Annotated in this window: 15 protein-coding genes; 6 read left to right on the forward strand and 9 right to left on the reverse strand. The window is 32.2% G+C overall.

From position 1 onward, the window contains the following. Positions 1-7 precede the first annotated feature (7 nt). The 3 genes from WPG_RS02785 to WPG_RS02795 all read right to left on the reverse strand — a co-directional run bounded on the left by WPG_RS02785 (position 8) and on the right by WPG_RS02795 (position 3,422). The gene (locus WPG_RS02785) at positions 8-1,669 is read right to left on the reverse strand and encodes a peptidase domain-containing ABC transporter (RefSeq protein WP_045469088.1); all 1,662 of its coding nucleotides are present in this window, start codon (positions 1,667-1,669) and stop codon (positions 8-10) included. A gap of 7 nt (positions 1,670-1,676) precedes the next feature. Next, positions 1,677-2,351, reverse strand: coding sequence for a TetR/AcrR family transcriptional regulator (locus WPG_RS02790; RefSeq protein ID WP_045469091.1), 675 nt, complete (start codon positions 2,349-2,351; stop codon positions 1,677-1,679). Positions 2,352-2,468: 117 nt separating this feature from the next. Further along, the gene (locus WPG_RS02795; protein WP_045469094.1) at positions 2,469-3,422 is read right to left on the reverse strand and encodes a tetratricopeptide repeat protein; all 954 of its coding nucleotides are present in this window, start codon (positions 3,420-3,422) and stop codon (positions 2,469-2,471) included. Between the two features lie 315 nt (positions 3,423-3,737). On the opposite strand from WPG_RS02795, the gene WPG_RS02800 reads away from it, so the two are divergent. The 3 genes from WPG_RS02800 to WPG_RS02810 all read left to right on the forward strand — a co-directional run bounded on the left by WPG_RS02800 (position 3,738) and on the right by WPG_RS02810 (position 10,777). Further along, entirely contained in the window at positions 3,738-9,836 is a 6,099-nt protein-coding gene (locus tag WPG_RS02800; RefSeq protein WP_045469097.1) for an alpha-2-macroglobulin family protein, read from the forward strand. 95 nt (positions 9,837-9,931) lie between these two features. Then, positions 9,932-10,303 carry a hypothetical protein gene (locus tag WPG_RS02805; RefSeq protein WP_045469100.1) on the forward strand — a complete coding sequence of 124 codons (372 nt, stop codon included), beginning with the start codon at positions 9,932-9,934 and terminating at the stop codon, positions 10,301-10,303. 102 nt (positions 10,304-10,405) lie between these two features. After that, positions 10,406-10,777 carry a DoxX family membrane protein gene (locus WPG_RS02810; RefSeq protein ID WP_045469103.1) on the forward strand — a complete coding sequence of 124 codons (372 nt, stop codon included), beginning with the start codon at positions 10,406-10,408 and terminating at the stop codon, positions 10,775-10,777. A 45-nt stretch (positions 10,778-10,822) separates the two neighbouring features. Here WPG_RS02810 and WPG_RS18320 read toward each other — a convergent pair whose 3' ends face one another. The 6 genes from WPG_RS18320 to WPG_RS17685 form a co-directional block, all read right to left on the reverse strand. Beyond that, the gene (locus WPG_RS18320) at positions 10,823-10,999 is read right to left on the reverse strand and encodes a DUF664 domain-containing protein (RefSeq protein WP_197539933.1); all 177 of its coding nucleotides are present in this window, start codon (positions 10,997-10,999) and stop codon (positions 10,823-10,825) included. Between the two features lie 200 nt (positions 11,000-11,199). Next, positions 11,200-11,376, reverse strand: coding sequence for a hypothetical protein (locus tag WPG_RS18325; RefSeq protein WP_197539934.1), 177 nt, complete (start codon positions 11,374-11,376; stop codon positions 11,200-11,202). Between the two features lie 73 nt (positions 11,377-11,449). Further along, positions 11,450-11,971: a DUF4136 domain-containing protein gene (locus tag WPG_RS02820; RefSeq protein WP_045469106.1), complete on the reverse strand. Its 522-nt coding sequence runs from the start codon at positions 11,969-11,971 to the stop codon at positions 11,450-11,452. A gap of 50 nt (positions 11,972-12,021) precedes the next feature. Further along, on the reverse strand, positions 12,022-12,189 hold the full coding sequence (locus tag WPG_RS18165) for a hypothetical protein (RefSeq protein WP_171817147.1): 168 nt from the start codon (positions 12,187-12,189) through the stop codon (positions 12,022-12,024). Between the two features lie 113 nt (positions 12,190-12,302). After that, positions 12,303-13,301 (reverse strand): GTPase ObgE, encoded by a 999-nt coding sequence (gene obgE, locus WPG_RS02830; protein ID WP_045469109.1) that lies wholly within the window; start codon positions 13,299-13,301, stop codon positions 12,303-12,305. A 77-nt stretch (positions 13,302-13,378) separates the two neighbouring features. Then, positions 13,379-14,488 (reverse strand): adenylate kinase, encoded by a 1,110-nt coding sequence (locus WPG_RS17685; protein WP_084221507.1) that lies wholly within the window; start codon positions 14,486-14,488, stop codon positions 13,379-13,381. A gap of 154 nt (positions 14,489-14,642) precedes the next feature. Between WPG_RS17685 and WPG_RS02840 the strand changes: the two genes are divergently transcribed. The 3 genes from WPG_RS02840 (at position 14,643) to WPG_RS02850 (ending at position 18,494) form a co-directional block, all read left to right on the forward strand. After that, on the forward strand, positions 14,643-15,797 hold the full coding sequence (locus tag WPG_RS02840; protein WP_045469112.1) for a 5-(carboxyamino)imidazole ribonucleotide synthase: 1,155 nt from the start codon (positions 14,643-14,645) through the stop codon (positions 15,795-15,797). A 3-nt stretch (positions 15,798-15,800) separates the two neighbouring features. Continuing rightward, the gene (gene purE / locus WPG_RS02845) at positions 15,801-16,280 is read left to right on the forward strand and encodes a 5-(carboxyamino)imidazole ribonucleotide mutase (RefSeq protein WP_045469113.1); all 480 of its coding nucleotides are present in this window, start codon (positions 15,801-15,803) and stop codon (positions 16,278-16,280) included. A 183-nt stretch (positions 16,281-16,463) separates the two neighbouring features. Beyond that, positions 16,464-18,494, forward strand: coding sequence for a M3 family metallopeptidase (locus WPG_RS02850; protein ID WP_045469116.1), 2,031 nt, complete (start codon positions 16,464-16,466; stop codon positions 18,492-18,494). The last annotated feature ends 22 nt before the right edge of the window (positions 18,495-18,516 follow it).

The raw sequence follows: 18,516 nt of genomic DNA on the forward strand, positions 1-18,516 counted from the left end.
GATTTCTTTAAATAATTTCACCTTTTTTAAGGGTTATAACTTGTGTGCAATTTTGAGACCAGTCATTATTACTAATACTTACTACTACCAAAGCCCAAGGATTAGTTTCATCTGTTAAAAACTTGATAATCCTATTGACTTCGTCTAGCTCAAAATGCTCTAGTGGATCTTCTAGAATTAAAATTTTAGGTTGACTTACAATAGCTCTAGCCAATACAATTTTCTTAGCAATTGTAAAGGACGTTTGTTTCCCTTCAGGGTTTAAAATCGTATTTAAGCCTTGAGGACTTTCTTTAATAAATTGTTTTAAGCCTACTTTATCTATTGCCCATTGTAGTTGGTCTTCGGAAATATTCTCATTACCAAAAGTGATATTTTCTCTAATGGTGCCTTCAAACGGAGTTTCGTCTGCTAAGGATAATCCTAAATGCGATCTATAATGGTTTAGATTGATGTTTTTTAGTGAATACTCATCGATATACACACTACCTTTAGTTGGTTCAATGACACCAGCAATTAATCTTAATAAACTCGATTTACCTGAGCCACTTTCACCTTTAATCAATATTCTGCTTTTTGGTTTAATCTTTAACGAAATTTGATTAAGAATACTCTGATCTCTTTGCGGTACATTATAAGTTACATTCTCTAACTCTAAACTAAAGTTGTCTTTAAAATCTGGTTTAACACCATCTTGCATTTCTAGTTCTTTATCAACGACTTGACCCATTTTTTCAAGTGAAGTAAGAACATCATAAAACGCTTCTAAACCGAGTATTAATTTCTCAACAGATGCTATGACCAATAAAATGATAATTTCAGCAGCAACAAACTGACCAATATTCATCTCTTGATTTAAGACTAATAATCCACCTATAAGTAATAGTCCTGCGGTAACGATAACTTTGAAGCCAATCATCTGAACAAACTGAATAACTAGAATTCTGAAATGACTTTCTCTAGCTTTTAAGTAGTCATTAACTAAGTCGTCATTTTTATTAACTGCTAAACTTGTTTGTCCTGATAATTTAAAACTCACTACAGCACGAGCAACTTCTTGTATCCAATGCGCAACTTTATACTTATGCTTAGACTCTAATAGACTTGTATCCATTCCCTTTTGAGCCGTAAACTTGAAGACAATATATATTAACAAGAGTAATAAGATGCCAAATGCTATAAAAAATGGATGATAAAAAGATAACAGTATTAAAGCAAAAATAATCTGCAACATAGCCGTTGGAATATCAACCAAAATCTTGGCTAATCCTTTTTGAATATTCAACGTATCGAAGAAACGATTAGCTAACTCTGGCGGATAGTAGTTTCGTAATTCATTCATTTTTATCTTCGGAAAACGATACGTAAATTCAAAAGAGGCTCTTGTAAAAATACGTTGCTGAATGGTTTCAATAATTCGCATTTGCATGAGTTGAAGTACACCAACAAAAGCAACTCCTAACGTTACTAAAATTACTAAAACAACCCAAGATGTGCTGACTTGTGCACCTTGAATTAAGTTAATTATTGCCTGAATTCCTAATGGCAATGTCAAGGCTAAAAGTCCTGAAAAAATCGCGTAATATATAACTTGCAACAAATCCCTTCGCTCTAATTTTAGCAGGCCGACAAGCCTCTCCCATGGAGACATAATTTCTTTAGTATTCATAATGATTTTACTTACTAATAGCGTTAATAGTGAGCTCTTTGAAAAAGTCTGTTGGTGTAACTTTATTGCTACAATCCGTAATCGAACTAAAATGTTCCTTTAAAAAATGTTGATGAAGTGCTCCTTCGACAATAGTACTTGCCAAACTAGAAGCGAATTTATATTTTGGATTGATGTTGATAATCATATCTCGTAAACGCTTAATCATACGCTTGTAGACTACAAAATAGCCTTCTTTGTTTTCACTATCTACTTCCTTAGTTAAGTAAGATTTAGAGTATTCGTTTATGATAATTCTATTCAAAACCACCTCATTAATATGAGAGAAGGTTAAATCTTCTTCTATAGTTTTGGTCACCACTTCTATGGCTTTAAACAATTGTGCCTTTGGATCTGGCATGTTAAAGGTAGCAAACACCATTTGATACTCGATCCAAGCCCAATACCAAGATGTTAAATACAGAAGTAATTTGTGCTTACTTTCAAAATAACGATAGATAGAACTTTCGTTAGAACCAATTTTAACACCCAACTTTTTAAAGGTGAAACTATCAAAGCCAATTTCATCTATTAATAAGATACTATGCTCTATAATTCTTTTACCTAAATCGGAAGATTCTGGATCCTTAATATAGATTTTATCTGGTACTGAAATTTTTAAATTTGATAGTAAGTTTAACATATTTAATTAATTTGATTGCAAATATAATAGTATTACTATTAATTTAAAATAATTAACATATATTTAGTAGCACAAAAAACGTGATGAATACTATAAATAAAATTTGTGATTAATTCCCTAAAGCTTATTAATACGAGCCTTTTCTTCTTGGAAGACTTTAATTTTAGGTAAACCTGTAATCGCCTTTTCAATCCATTTTAAAGCTTCAGTTTTGTCTTTTTTGTGATTATAAATTTGTGCTAAACGATAATATGCCCAAGCTTTTGGGACTCCATCTTTAGAGGAATAATGAGATAAATAAGCTTTTAAACACTTCTCTCCTTTATCTAATTGAATGTTGTAATCTGCACATACTTTTCCTATTTGGTAATGCATGGCATTACGTTGTAATTTATTTTGAGCCTCCTCTAAATTACCAATTGCTTTCTCTGGTTGATTTTGTCCTTCATAAAAATTTGTTAGCTTTTCATAGCACGTTACTGAACCACCAACCTTTATAGCTAGCCGATAGTATTTTTCTGCTAGCTCTGGCTCATCATCATATTCATAAACATAACCCTTAGCTAAGTAACCATCAACCTTTGACAACTTCTGTAATTCATTAGCATACTTCAGTGCTTTAGAATTACTACCACCAATAATTCCTGGAAGCGAAACATAAAGTTCTACTAAAGCCCATCTTGCATCGATATGCTTTGGATCTAATTCCGCAGCTTTTAAAAACGCACGTTTTACATCACCTATAATTCCTAAAGCTTTCAGTTTACTAATACTAAGTGCCTTCATTCCTAAGGCACCTCCATATTTGTACTGGTAATTAGCATCATTTGGTTGCTTATCAGTTAAGGTTTTATACTGCTCAATGGCTTCATCCCATTTTTTCTGATGGCCATAAGCATCACCCAATAACTCAATAGCTTCTTTATCTTCAGGATTTTCCTTAAGAAAAACAACCATTTCATTTTGAGCACTTTTAAAGGATTTTTCGGCTATAAAAGCTTCAGCTTTCTCTTTTGAAGTCTGAGAAAAGCAAATAGAAGACAATAAAATTATCCATAAAAATCTATACATAGAAATGGGCTTTATTTTGCAAAAATACAATGAACTCGTTTAAAGTTTTTCAATTTGCTAAAAAATTGATCTTTTGTAACCTATTTTTATCATTTTTATTCTTCCGTAACGATGCTATGCAAGAAAAAAATAACTTCTACATATCACAAATCTCTAATTTTCGCTTAAATCCAAAAAAAATTAAACGCGTTAAGTTTAATAACGTTTAGTTTAACTTACAAATTGCTTAACTTCACTCATCGAAACTACCGTTTCACTGTTTACTACTGTTTTTGGAATACCTTTTGAAGGTATTTTGTAGAAAATGATATCAAAATGAAAAACTATATCTCAATACTAATGCTAATTTGCTTCGCTTCTTTTTCTAATGCACAAGACAACTTTGAAAGTCAATGGAACAAGGTTATAAAATTTGAAAAAGAAGGACTTACAAAAAGTGCTTCAGATTCGGTAGACGAAATTTATAAAGATGCACTACAAAGCAAAAATGAGCAACAGCAAATTAAAGCTTTGTTGCACAAGAGCAAATACATGCTAACGCTTGAAGAGGAAGCGCAACTAAATATCATAAACCGCTTCAAGTCTGAAATTGAAAGTTCTAAGAACCTTATCATCAAACATCTTTTAGAAAATATGCTAGCAACGATGTATTGGCAATATTTTCAACAAAATAGATATCAATTTTACAATAGAACAAAAACATCAGAAAAAATAAGTGATGATTTTAGAACATGGGATTTAGAGACGCTTTTCAACGAGATTCATATTTATTACCAAAAGTCTTTAGAAAATGGTTTGATGCTTCAGCAAGAACCTTTAAGTAATTACAGCACTTTATTAACTGAAGCTGAAAACTCTAAAGATTTTCGTCCTACATTATTTGATTTACTAAGTCATAATGCTTTAACCTTTTATAAAACAGATGAGAACTCTATAACTCAACCTGCTTATAAGTTTATAATCGATGATGAAGCTCTTATAAGTGATAGTGAATTATTCATCAATTTAGATTTAAAATCTAAGGATGAAAATTCATTACAGTTTAACGCTTTAAAGATATATCAGAGTCTATTAAAATTTCATCGAAAAGCTGAACCAACTAAAGCATTTGTAAGTAATGATATTGAGCGCTTAAAGTTTGTTTCTCAGCATGCTACTTATACAAATAAACAAGACTTACTTTTAGAAACCTTAAAGACCAGAGCTGTAGCTTTTAAAGCATTGGATTTATCGGCTTCATATAATTTTGAAATTGCCTCAATTTACAAACAACAAGGCAATACAAATAGCAATATTAAAAACGAAGACTTAACAAATCGCTGGAGAATCAAAGAAGCTTTTGATTTATGTAATGCTGTAATTTCCAATTACCCAAAAAGTGATGGCGCAAAACAATGTGACATTTTAAAACAACAGATTCTTCAACCTTATATAAAATTGCAAGCTGAGGAATATACTCCTATAAATTCAGCATCAAGGATTTTAGTTAATTATAAAAATCTTACTTCGCTAGACTTTAAGATTTATAAGGTAAATAATAGTCAATTAGATACTTATAACAAAATCTACAATGCATCAGACAAAGCAAAGTTCTTTAATAAACTTTCTGTTTTTAAATCTTATACAAGCTCATTAAAAACTGAAGGTGATTACCAACTTCATAGTACTGAAATCATAGTACCCAAACTACAAAATGGCTTATACCTCATTAAAGCCGATACTAATACTGAAGCTAATGTTTTTGGAGCTACACATATGCAGGTTACTAATATGGCATTAGTAGAAAGTGTACAAAATGACATTGTTCACTATCAATTGATCAACAGAATTAATGGAGACCCTATTATTGATGCCGTTATTAACATCACCTATAGAAGCAATAGAAATAAGACCTTCTCTAAAATGTTATCTACAGACCGCTTTGGAAAGTTCAAATTCAATAAGGATCAAAGTTATTATAGAGCTGTTGAAATAAGAGCAGACTATAAGGACGATATTGGAATTTTTGGAGACTATCATATTGGCAGAACATACGAGATTCAAGAAAATAACAATACTAAATACAATGTCTTCTTATTCACAGACCGAAGTATATATAGACCAGGACAGGTAGTCTATTTTAAAGGGATAGCCACAGCTACTAAAGATAATAAAACGGAAGTGTTTGCCAATAATATAGCTAAAGCAAAACTTAAAAATGTAAATGGAGAAATCATCAGTGAGTTAGAATTAAAAACTAATGAATTTGGTTCTGTAAATGGCGAGTTTATATTACCTAATGATGGCTTAACAGGTAATTATACGCTAGAGCTATTTTGTGGTAATACAACTTACACCTATTTTTCTGTTGAAGAGTATAAACGTCCAAAGTTTAAAGCAGAATTTCAACCTATTACAGAAACCTATAAAGTTAACGATAGTATTACTGTAAAAGGAACAGCCTTAGCTTTTGCTGGTAGTAATATAACAGATGCAAAAGTAATCTATCGTGTAAAACGGCAAGTGCAATATCCTGGCTGGTATTACTGGAGACGTCCATCCTATAATTCTGAACCTCAAGAAATCACCTATGGTGAATCTAAAACAAATGATAAAGGTGAATTTGATATTACGTTTATGGCAATTCCAGATGAAAGCGTAACAAAAGACAATTTACCTATATTTAGATATGAAGTTACGGCTGATATTACAGATATAAATGGTGAGACCAGAACAGCTACAACAATTGTAAATGTTGGTTATCATGCTATGACACTTAAAATTGTAGCACCAGACGCTATTGATAAAACAAAAAAGGTTATAGAGGTTTCTTTAATATCTCAAAACTTAAATAGCGAGGAAATATCTGTAAAAGGAACACTTAAAATTTACAAGCTCAATGCACCTAATAAAGTTTTAAGAGCTAGACCTTGGAGTGCGCCAGATTACCAAGTGATAACCCAAAAAGAGTTTAAAACTTTGTTCCCTAATGATCCTTATGATAATGAAGATTTATTAACCAATTGGGATAAAGGTGATTTAGTTTTTAAAGCTGACTTTGATACCGAAAAAGAAAAAATCATCACTTTAAAGAAATTGAAGAAATGGGATTCTGGTAAGTATATTATTGTGGCCCAGAGTAAAGATAAATTTGGGCAAGATGTAAAAGATGAAATGTTTACATCGCTCTACAGCAAATCGGATAAAACCATTGCAGACCATCAATTATTTGAAGCTTCTCTAGATAAAATAAGTTATAAAACAGGAGACGTTGCTAAGCTAACTTTGGGTTCTGCAGCAAATAGCATTATTGTTACTGTAGAGGTTGAAAAAGACCGTAAAATTATCTCAACACAATTAGTAACCTTAAATAACTCAAAACAAACCATTAGCATTCCTGTTTTAGGTAATGATTTTGGTGGTTTTGAAGTGCATTGTAGTTTAGCGGCTTTCAACTCATATATACCACAAAGTTTTAGTATCAATGTACCTTACCCTAAAACGGATTTAGAAATTGAAACAAAAACGTTTAGAGATAAATTACAACCAGGACAAGATGAAACTTGGAGTTTTAAAATTAAAGGCCCAAAAGGTGAAAAAGTATCAGCGGAATTACTAGCAAGTATGTATGATGCTTCTCTAGATGAATTTAGAGATCATAACTGGAATTTTAATCCAATCAGTCGTCCAAATTATTATGGAAGTATTAATAAAAATGCAAGACAAAGTTTTGGTACAACTAATTTTAGATTGTTTAATCGTTTTAAACATGCTAGTGGTTACACAAGTCAAAACTATGACCAATTGAATTGGTTTGGGTTTTATTTTGGGAATAACTATAAGAATGAGTTGAGAAGAAAAGGTGTCGTATATTCTTCAGATAATATAAGAGGTGTTCAGGAATTAGTTGAAATGAAAGATGATGCTGTAGCAGTAGGTGGTGCACCTGAGGCAGAAGCAAATATAAATAGTTTACTAAATCTCGTAAATGAGAGTCCTGATGCAATATACACAGAAAAAGAAGAAGTTGATTCAGGAAACATCCAAATTCGAAAAAACCTCAACGAAACTGCATTTTTCTTCCCAGAATTACAAACAGATGCAGAAGGTAATGTAAGTTTCAATTTTACAGCACCAGAAGCTTTAACCTCATGGAAATTGCAATTATTGACTCATACTAAAACTTTGGAAAGTGCAGTAACTCAATTAGAAGCGGTAACTCAGAAAGAGTTGATGGTAATACCAAATGCACCTCGTTTTTTACGAGAAGGAGATATAATTGTAATTAGTACTAAAATTGCTAACCTTACTGATACAGAAGTTTCTGGGAAAGCACAATTAATTCTTATAAACCCATTAACGAATGAGGAAGTTTCTAGTTCACTTATAATAAATTCTAAAATTCGTGGTCAAAAAAGTATCGATATAAATAACGATAGAGAACAGTCTTTTACTGTTGATTCTAAAGGTAATACTCAAGTATCATGGATACTTATGATTCCAGAGGGTATACAAGCTGTACAATACAAAATTATTGCAAAAGCTGGAGACTTTAGTGATGGTGAACAAAATACTTTACCTGTATTATCTAATAGAATGTTAGTGACAGAGACTATGCCAATGTGGATACGTTCTAACCAAACGAAGACCTTTACATTAGATAAGTTGAAGAATCAGACTTCCACTACACTTAGTCACCATAAGTTGACTTTAGAAATGACGTCAAATCCGGCTTGGTATGCTGTACAAGCCTTACCATACTTAATGGAATATCCTTATGATTGTAATGAGCAAACCTTTTCTAGATATTATGCCAATGCATTAGCACAGCATATTGTAAAGTCAAATCCAAAGATTGAGGCGGTTTTTAACCAATGGAAATCATCAGATGCGTTGTTAAGTAACTTAGAAAAAAACCAAGACTTAAAATCTCTCTTAATTCAAGAAACACCTTGGTTGAGAGATGCACAGTCTGAAACTGAGCAGAAAAAACGTATTGGTTTACTGTTCGATTTAAATAAAATGAATCATGAGTTACAATCTGCGCAACGAAAATTAAAACAAAACCAATTGCCTTCTGGAGCTTGGGCTTGGTTTAATAGTGGATACGAAAATCGTTATATCACGCAACATATCATTGCTGGCTTTGGACATCTAAAGCAACTCAACGTTAAACAAAATGGTAGTTATAAATCAATGGTGCAAAGTGCATTAGGATATTTAGATTCAGAATTTGTAAAAGAATACAACAACTTAAAGAAGTACAATAAAGATGCAGACATGAATGAAGACCATTTATCATATATGCAATTACATTATTTATATGTTCGAAGCTTTTACCCTGAACAAAAACCTAGCTCAGAAGTTGAAAAAATTATGGAGTATTACCAAGGTCAGATTAAGAAGTATTGGCTAAAGCGTTCACTATATGCTAAGGGTTTAATGGCTTTAATTATGCACAGAATGGATGATAACTCAACTTCTGGTAAGATTTTAAAATCATTAAAGGAGAATAGTATTACTTCTGAAGAATTAGGCATGTACTGGAAAGCTAATACCAATTCTTGGTACTGGCACCAAGCGCCTATTGAAACACAAGCTCTATTGATTGAAGCATTTTCTGAGGCTGGTAGTACCATTCAGAGCGAAGCAAATAATCTAAATGATATCGATAATTTGAAAATTTGGTTATTAAAGAATAAGCAAACTAATCAATGGAAAACGACTAAAGCAACTACAGAAGCCGTTTATGCTTTATTATTACAAGGTAGCGAATGGTTAGACGTTACAGAAATTGTCGATGTAACGGTTGGTAATCAATCTATTACTCGCGAAACATTGAAGGGTTCAAAAATTGAGGCTGGTACAGGCTATTATAAAACATCATGGACTGACTCAGAAATAAAACCTAAACAGGCAGATGTTACCATAAGTAAAAAAGGAGATGGCATTGCTTGGGGAGCTTTATACTGGCAATATTTTGAAGACTTAGACAAAATAACTGTGGCAGAAACACCTTTGAAGTTAAGTAAGAAACTCTTCTTAAAAACCAATACAGATATAGGTGAAAAAATCTCGGAGATTACGAAAGAAACAAAATTAAACGTTGGTGATTTAGTTAGAGTAAGAATAGAGTTAAGAACAGATCGTTCTATGGAATTTGTTCATCTTAAAGACATGCGCGCTGCAGGTTTTGAGCCTATTAATGTCTTATCTCAATACAAGTGGCAAGATGGTTTGGGTTATTATGAAAGTACTAAAGATGCAGCTACTAACTTCTTTATAGACTACTTACCAAAAGGCGTTTATGTATTTGAGTACGACTTAAGAATCAACAACGCTGGTGATATGAGTAATGGTATTAGCATTATACAAAGCATGTATGCACCAGAATTTAGTAGTCATAGCGAAGGATTACGAATTACTGTAGAATAACAATCCTTTTTATTAGTTAAGATAATTAGGGAATATTAAATTTGAAGAGATTCATATTGTACTCTAAGAATCAATAACGCATAAAAATATCTTAGATGAGCGCAACAATATTTATGATTCTAAGATTAATCCTTGGAATTTTAAGTTTAGTTTTTGGAATAAATAAATTCGCTGATTTTTTACCAATACCAGAAACAACTGGTGATGCTGCTAATTACTTTTCTGCATTAACTAGTGCTAAAACTATGGAGCTTGTAGGAATAACATTAATCTTAGCTGGATTATCATTAATATTCAATAAATATAGTGCTCTAATGACTGTTATGTTAATGAGTATTTCTATAAACGCCTTTTTATTTCATGCTGTTTTAGACCCAAGTGGTATTGCACGAACTGCTCTATTTCTTTTACTCAATATTACACTATTAATTGGTTATAAGGATAAATATAAAGTCTTGTTGAACTAATCAAAATATGTTAGTTAAATGTTTCCTTAACGACAAACAAGTACAAGTGTAAAAAATATTTTTTATACCTTGAAGATTACTAACTAACAAAATTATAAGATTATGAATTCAAAAGTTTTTATGGTTCTAAGATTTTTACTTGGAATCTTTGTATTCGTTTTCGGAGTAAACAAATTCGGAGATTTTTTGCCAATGCCAGAGCTAAATGCCGAAGCTGGAGCCTATTTTGGTGCTTTAACCGGTACTAAAACATTGGTACTTGTAGGTATTGTAGAAATCATTGCTGGCTTAGCTTTAACTCTAGACAAATTCGGTGCTTTATTAGCGTTAATTTTAATGAGTATTTCTGTTAACGCCGTTTTATTTCATGCGACCTTAGATCCTGGTGGAATTGGAGGAGCTGCTGTTTTACTCATACTTAACATTGTTGTACTTTTCGGCTATAAAGATAAATACAAAGATTTATTGAGTTAACAATTAAATATCAAGTAAAAAAGAGAGGTCTTTAGCTTCTCTTTTTTACTTGATACGTTTAGTAATTAGTGCTAATTGTCCCATATGGTTAGCTTGGTGTTCCATGACATGAAACCAAGCACAATGTATGCTCATATTACCTATCGCCTTTTTAAACCAAGCATCATCTTTGTTCTTTAATAATTTTTTGGTCTTAGCTCTTACTTTATCATAAATATCCATATAATATTCTATAGGCTTATTTTTAAATTCATTTCTAGCTTTTTCACCTAAATTTAAAGCAGTTTCCCATTTCTCTCTTTCCTCAGATTGAAACCTCTTCCTTCAAAAGTGTAAACTTGATAATAAGCTTCTGTTGCAGCTAAATGATATATTATAGCACCAGGACTATTCGCATTTTCATCTAAAAGAAAATCAGTGCCTTATTGCTCTAAATTTCTAACATTACGTTCTACACGACCTTTTAAATTGTCGAGCATAGAAATCATATTTCCGATGTCATTTGAGTAGCCTTTTGGAGCTTTTATTTCGGTTTGTGAGAAAGACACCGAAGTACTTAAAAGTAAAAATACGAGAATTGATAGCGTGGTTGTTTTCATTTGATTGAAGGTTTTAGTTTACTAAAAACAAAACCTAATCATCTTGAAACCTGAGTATTAACAGGTGATTAACTTATTTTTTAGGTGGATAACCAGAAAATATTTTCTCAACTAATTTAGCAAAAGTTTCTTCTCGTTTTTCTGGAGATGCATTTTGCTTATATGAACTTTCACTTACAGCTTGCCAAAACAGTTTTTCATTTTGGTTTTTATCTACAAAATCAATAACTATTTCTCTAGTATTTTGGCTACCTCCTAAAGGAATACCCACCGAAACTCCACCAAAGCCACCTCGACCTCCACCACCAGCTCCTACTCCAACACTGGAGTTATTTCTATTCATTACATCTTGGCTTTGAATATCAATATAGAAATCTGGGTTTTCAGAACGCGCTAATCCCATAGTTTGAAGCTTAGCATCAATGGCTCTTATTAAGCGTTTATTATCTAACTGGCTTAATCCAGTTTTCATATCACCAAAATAATTATACGTTTTGTATTGTGTAAAATCAGTTGATTTCTCATAGTCATAGTTGACTATTGTTCCACAAGATGTAATTAATAAGGCTATTAAAATAAATTTGAAGGTCTTCATGCTTTTTGTTTTAAATATATTAAAAAATAAAAGGCTAAGAAAAACTTTAACTATACCTGTTTATCTCTTGAATCCACAGCTTTTGTTATAGACGAGAAAATAATACCTGTCGGAATAACTACAATCCCTAAACCAATCAATAGAATGAAAAAAGTAAAGATAGGACCACCAACAATTATTGAATATACATCATTAAGACCAACTGTTGTTAGTGTCACAATGGATCACCAAAGACTATCAAAGATTGAAGAAAAGTGCTCTAAATGTGCCTGATTTTAAAAATAATATATACCAACAGCAGTAAAGTAATTATGATGAATAGAATAAAGAATTAATTATTCAACATTTGCCAAAGCTTATCTTTTAACTCTGTTAAGCCTTGTTGTGCAACTGAGGAAATAAATAAATATTTACATTCTAAATCTTTATCCAAAATAGTAGACATTTCGGATTTTAATTCATCATCTAGCATATCAGATTTTGACACTACCACAAAACGTTCCTTATCTAACATCTCAGGATTGTAGCGTCTTAATTCATCTACTAAAATCTCATACTGCTCTACAATGTCTTTAGCATCTGCAGGAATCATAAATAACAAAATTGAATTTCGCTCAATATGCCTTAAGAAATAATACCCTAAACCTTTACCTTCGGCAGCTCCTTCAATAATACCAGGAATATCTGCCATTACAAACGATTGATAATCGCGATACTCTACGATACCAAGATTAGGTTTAAGCGTTGTAAACTCATAATCGGCTATTTTGGGTTTTGCCGAGGTTAAAACAGATAATAATGTAGATTTTCCTGCATTAGGAAATCCTACCAAACCAACATCAGCAAGTATTTTAAGTTCTAAAGTAATATGTCGCTCCTCTAAAGGAATGCCTGGTTGTGCATAGCGTGGTGTTTGATTCACTGAACTTTTAAAGTGCCAATTACCTCGACCACCCATACCACCTTCTGCTACAACCTTTTCTTCACCATCTTCAGTAATCTCAAATAAGATGTTGTCGGATTCTGAATCTCTGATGACAGTTCCTAATGGCACTTCTAAATAAACATCTTCTCCATCAGCACCCGTACTTCTCCCTGAGCTACCATGAGCACCATGACCAGCTCTAATATGTCGCTTAAATTTTAAATGAATTAAAGTCCAAAGGTTAGAGTTTCCTTTAAGAATTACATGTCCTCCACGACCACCATCGCCTCCATCTGGTCCGCCTTTTTGTATATACTTTTCACGATGTAAATGAGAAGAACCCTTACCTCCATTTCCAGAAGACACATGCATTTTTACGTAATCAACAAAATTTCCTTCAGTCATGTTTACTTCCCATGAAAATGGGAATTTGTTTTAATTAATAAGAAAAATAAATTCTTGTCTTAACAGCAATTATAAACTTAAAGTTTATCTATTACAGTACTTAAACGCAATGTAATATCTTCAATACTTCCTACTCCATCAACACCAAAATATTTATTTTGATCAGAATAGTAATCTTTCAAAATTGCAGTTTTAGTGTAGTATTCTTTAATTCGATTTCTAATAATACTCTCATCAGCATCATCAGCTCTTCCACTAGTTTCTCCACGTTTCAATAAACGCTGTACTAAAATTTCATCATCAACCTCTAAAGCAACCATAGCATTGATTTGAGAATCTTTACTATTCATAAGTTCATCTAAAGCTTTTGCTTGCGCATTAGTTCTTGGAAAACCATCAAAAATGAAGCCGTTAGCATCTGCATTTTTCTCTACCTCTTTATTCAACATATCAATAGTAACTTGGTCTGGCACCAAATCCCCTTTATCCATGTACGACTTCGCTAACATACCTAAAGCAGTTTCATTTTTTATATTATATCTAAATACATCACCTGTTGAGATGTGCACTAAATCATACTTTTCTTTTAAGAAATTAGCTTGTGTTCCTTTTCCTGCACCTGGAGGGCCAAATAGCACTAGGTTAGTCATGTGTTGTGTTGTTTTTAATTGGTATACGTTTGGTAAGTCTCGTCCTAATCCATCATAATCTAAACCATAGCCTACAATAAATTTATTAGGAATCTCCATACCAACATAATGAAGTTTAAAATCTTTGTCATAAGCTTCAGGCTTATAAAATAAAGTTGCGATAAGTAATTGCTTTACATTGTCATTTTCAAAAATGCGATGCACTTCTTCCAATGTGTTACCTGAATCTATGATATCTTCTAAAATAACAACAGTTCTTCCTGTCAAATCTTGGGTTAAGCCAATTAAACGTTGAATATCCTCAGTAGATTTAACCCCTTCATAAGACGCTAGTTTAATAAACGTAACTTCACATGGCTTCGGATACTTTTTTACAAAGTCACTGACAAACATAAATGACCCATTAAGTATACCAACAAATACAGGCATTTCATCTTCTAATTCTTTAGAAATTGCATCCACCATATTTTGTACAGTTGCATCAATTTCTTGCTCTGAAATAAAAGGTTTAAAGTATAAGTCGTGAAGCTTTATCACTATGTTATTATTTTAGAAATGCAAAGATAATCAAATGATTATCGATAGACGATTTTTGGTTTCTAATTTTAGAATTTTGTTCTATAATTAGTTTATTTTTGTAATAGATATTGTTGAATTTTTTAACAGGTTCCCTCTATAAAGGGAAATGAACATGAATTATTTCTCTTCAAATTTTAAACTCGGCATTCTTGGTGGTGGTCAACTAGGCAAAATGATGCTTTATGATACACGTAAATTTGATATTTACACATGTGTCATAGATCCTAGTAAAGAAGCACCATCTCGATTGGCTTGTGATGAGTTTACCGTTGGTGACTTATTAGATTACGATACAGTAGTTAATTTTGGAAGGAAGGTAGATGTTTTAACTTTTGAAATAGAAAACGTAAACGTTGATGCACTTGAAACTCTTGAGAATGAAGGCATAAAAGTATTTCCTTCTTCCAAAACATTACGAACTATTCAGAATAAAGCAACTCAGAAGTTATTTTATCGCGATCAGAATATTCCAACGGCAAGCTTCAGTCATTTTGCACACCCTTCAGAAATTAAAGATGCTATAGCTAATGGTGGATTAAAATACCCTTTTGTATGGAAAAGTGCTCGATTTGGTTATGATGGAACTGGTGTAAAAGTAGTAAGGCGTAATGAAGATTTAGTAGATTTACCAAATGCAGAATGTATTGCAGAAGATCTAATTCCTTTTAAAAACGAATTAGCTGTTATTGTTGCTAGAAATGAAGCTGGAGATTTAAAAACATACCCAGTTGTTGAGATGGAATTTCATCCAGAAGCAAACCAAGTAGAATATGTAATTTGTCCTGCTAGAATTCCTGACGATATTGCAAAAAAAGCAGAATCTGTAGCGCTTAAAACGTCAGCTGCATTTAAACATGTTGGATTATTAGCTGTAGAAATGTTTCAAACAGAAAACGATAATATTATTGTTAATGAGGTTGCTCCAAGACCTCACAACTCTGGCCATTACAGTATTGAGGCTAGTTATACATCTCAATTTGAACAACACATAAGATGTATTTTAGGGTTACCATTAGGTAACACAGAAAGTAAAGTTGCTGGTGTGATGGTGAATTTAGTTGGTGCAGAAAATCATACAGGTAATGTATGTTATAAAAACATTGACAATATACTTGCTATGGATGGAGTAACACCACATATATATGGTAAGAAACAAACAAGGCCTTTTAGAAAAATGGGGCATGTCACTATTGTGAATAAAGACATTACTGTAGCTCGTAAAGTTGCAGAAAAAGTAAAACATACAATTGAAGTAATTAGTGAATAAATTATGAGTAAAGTTGGCGTAATAATGGGAAGTAAAAGCGATTTGCCAGTAATGCAAGACGCTATAGATATCTTAAAAGGATTTGATATAGAGATAGAAGTTGATATTGTTTCTGCACATCGTACACCAGATAAATTATTTGATTATAGTAAAAATGCTCATACTAGAGGTATTAAAGTTATAATAGCTGGTGCTGGTGGTGCAGCTCATCTTCCAGGAATGGTTGCATCCTTATCGCCACTTCCTATAATTGGTGTTCCAGTAAAGAGTAGTAATTCTATTGATGGCTGGGATTCTGTATTATCAATTTTACAAATGCCTGGTGGAGTTCCTGTGGCTACCGTTGCATTAAATGGAGCAAAAAACGCTGGCATTTTAGCTGCACAAATTATCGGAAGTTCAGATCAGTGTGTTTTAGATAAAATTATGATTTATAAGGAAGGATTAAAGGCGAAAGTGATTGATTCTGCAAAAGACCTCTAAAAAGCCTCAACTTTCGTTAAGGCTTTTAGCTATTAACCATTTTCTTTCAAGTATAATTACATACTAAAAAGATTCTGCAAAAGTAATCAAACTAATATGAGTTTTTAAATTTTAAGCTCTTAAAAATGAGTTAAAATTCACATTACCAATAAAATACGTAAGAATAATTAGACAACATAGACAATGACAATTCTTAAATCATACTTTAACACACCATACAATACTGCCCCTTTTTCTAAAATAAAAACTGAGGATTATTTACCAGCTTTCAAAACAGCCATTAAAAAAGCAAAATCAGAAATAGATGACATTGTAAAAAATAGTGAAAGTCCTACGTTTAAAAATACAATAGAAGCTTTGGACTATTCTGGTGAGGAGCTAGATCGCCTATCTAGTATTTTTTTTAATTTGAATTCTGCAGAAACTAATGATGCTATTCAAAATATTGCACAAGAAGTATCCCCTTTATTATCAGAGTTTAGTAATGACATAACTTTAAATAAAGATTTATTTAAGCGTGTAAAAGCTGTTTACAATTCAAAATCTGATTTAGATTTAAGTACGGAACAAGAAACACTTCTCGATAAAAAGTATAAAGGGTTTTCTAGAAATGGTGCTAATCTATCTGAAGATAAAAAAGAAAGACTTAGAGCTATTGATAAAGAGTCCAGTCAATTAAAATTAAAGTTTGGCGAACATATTTTAGCTGAAACCAACAAATATAAACTGCACCTTACTAACCCAACTCAGGTATCTGGCTTACCTGAAGGAGCAAAAGAAGCAGCTAAGCAATTAGCTGAAAGTAAAGGCAAAAAGGGTTGGTTAATTACATTAGATTATCCAAGTTATATTCCCTTTATGACCTATGGAGATAATCGTGAATTACGAGAGAAATTATCAAAAGCATTCGGAAGTAAAGGTTTTAATAATGACGATTTAGATAACCAAGATATAGTTTTAAAAATAGCCAAATTACGTTTTGAACGTGCACAACTTTTAGGTTACAAAACTCACGCCCACTTTGTACTAGAAGAGCGTATGGCAGAAACACCTGAGAAAGTCAATACATTCTTAAACGAATTATTAGATAAAGCAAAGCCTGCAGCTAAGGACGAATTCAATAATCTTGAAAACTTTGCAAAAGACTTAGATGGAATTGAGCAACTGCAAAAATGGGATTCTGCTTACTATTCTGAAAAATTGAAGCAAAAATTATTCAGCTTAGATGACGAGCAACTGAAACCCTATTTTAAACTAGAAAATGTTATCGATGGTGCATTTATTGTGGCCGAAAAATTATTTGGCTTAAAATTTGAAGAAATCGATACCATTGATAAATATCATGATGATGTTTTAACATACAAAGTGACAGATACCGATGATGAATTGGTTTCTGTATTCTATGCTGACTTTTTCCCTAGAGCCGGAAAACGTAATGGTGCTTGGATGACTTCTTACAAACCTCAAATGATTAAAAATGGTGACAATCATCGCCCACATGTTTCAATAGTTTGTAATTTCACTAAACCGACAAAAAGCAAACCTTCTCTATTGACTTTTAATGAGGTGACAACCTTATTTCATGAGTTTGGACATGCACTGCATGGCATGTTAGCCAATACAACATATCCTAGTTTATCTGGTACAAGTGTGTTTTGGGACTTTGTAGAATTACCAAGTCAGATTTTAGAAAACTGGTGCTACGAAGAAGAAACCTTAAAACTATTTGCGACGCATTATGAAACAGGTGAAGTTATTCCAATGGAATTAATTGAAAAAATAAAAGCATCTGCAACGTTTCATGAAGGTATGCAGACTTTACGTCAATTAAGTTTTGGGTTATTAGATATGTCTTGGCATGGTGTTGACCCATCAAATATTAGTAACGTTAAATCATATGAAACTAAAGCTTTTGGAAACACAAGCTTATATCCTGATGTGAAAGAAAATTGTATGAGTACAGCTTTTGCACATATTTTTCAAGGTGGTTATTCTTCTGGTTATTACAGCTATAAATGGGCTGAAGTTTTAGATGCTGATGCCTTTGAATACTTTAAAGAAGAAGGTATTTTTAATAAAACAGTTGCAGATAAATTCAAGGCCTACGTCTTATCCCAAGGTGGTACAGAAAACCCAATGACCTTATATAAAAAATTTAGAGGGCAAAAACCAAAACCAGAAGCTTTGTTGAGACGTGCTGGTTTATTAAAATAAGTTAAGGAGTTTATTCGTTTAA

It is taken from the genome of Winogradskyella sp. PG-2 (assembly GCF_000828715.1).
Taxonomy (GTDB): Bacteria; Bacteroidota; Bacteroidia; order Flavobacteriales; family Flavobacteriaceae; genus Winogradskyella.

Bases quoted from the DNA above. Each gene is read 5' to 3' on its own strand.
- WPG_RS02785 (WP_045469088.1), bottom strand. From the start codon at position 1,669: ATGAATACTAAAGAAATTATGTCTCCATGGGAGAGGCTTGTCGGCCTG.
- WPG_RS02790 (WP_045469091.1), bottom strand. From the start codon at position 2,351: ATGTTAAACTTACTATCAAATTTAAAAATTTCAGTACCAGATAAAATC.
- WPG_RS02795 (WP_045469094.1), bottom strand. From the start codon at position 3,422: ATGTATAGATTTTTATGGATAATTTTATTGTCTTCTATTTGCTTTTCT.
- WPG_RS02800 (WP_045469097.1), top strand. From the start codon at position 3,738: ATGAAAAACTATATCTCAATACTAATGCTAATTTGCTTCGCTTCTTTT.
- WPG_RS02805 (WP_045469100.1), top strand. From the start codon at position 9,932: ATGAGCGCAACAATATTTATGATTCTAAGATTAATCCTTGGAATTTTA.
- WPG_RS02810 (WP_045469103.1), top strand. From the start codon at position 10,406: ATGAATTCAAAAGTTTTTATGGTTCTAAGATTTTTACTTGGAATCTTT.
- WPG_RS18320 (WP_197539933.1), bottom strand. From the start codon at position 10,999: ATGGATATTTATGATAAAGTAAGAGCTAAGACCAAAAAATTATTAAAG.
- WPG_RS18325 (WP_197539934.1), bottom strand. From the start codon at position 11,376: ATGAAAACAACCACGCTATCAATTCTCGTATTTTTACTTTTAAGTACT.
- WPG_RS02820 (WP_045469106.1), bottom strand. From the start codon at position 11,971: ATGAAGACCTTCAAATTTATTTTAATAGCCTTATTAATTACATCTTGT.
- obgE (WP_045469109.1), bottom strand. From the start codon at position 13,301: ATGACTGAAGGAAATTTTGTTGATTACGTAAAAATGCATGTGTCTTCT.
- WPG_RS02840 (WP_045469112.1), top strand. From the start codon at position 14,643: ATGAATTATTTCTCTTCAAATTTTAAACTCGGCATTCTTGGTGGTGGT.
- purE (WP_045469113.1), top strand. From the start codon at position 15,801: ATGAGTAAAGTTGGCGTAATAATGGGAAGTAAAAGCGATTTGCCAGTA.
- WPG_RS02850 (WP_045469116.1), top strand. From the start codon at position 16,464: ATGACAATTCTTAAATCATACTTTAACACACCATACAATACTGCCCCT.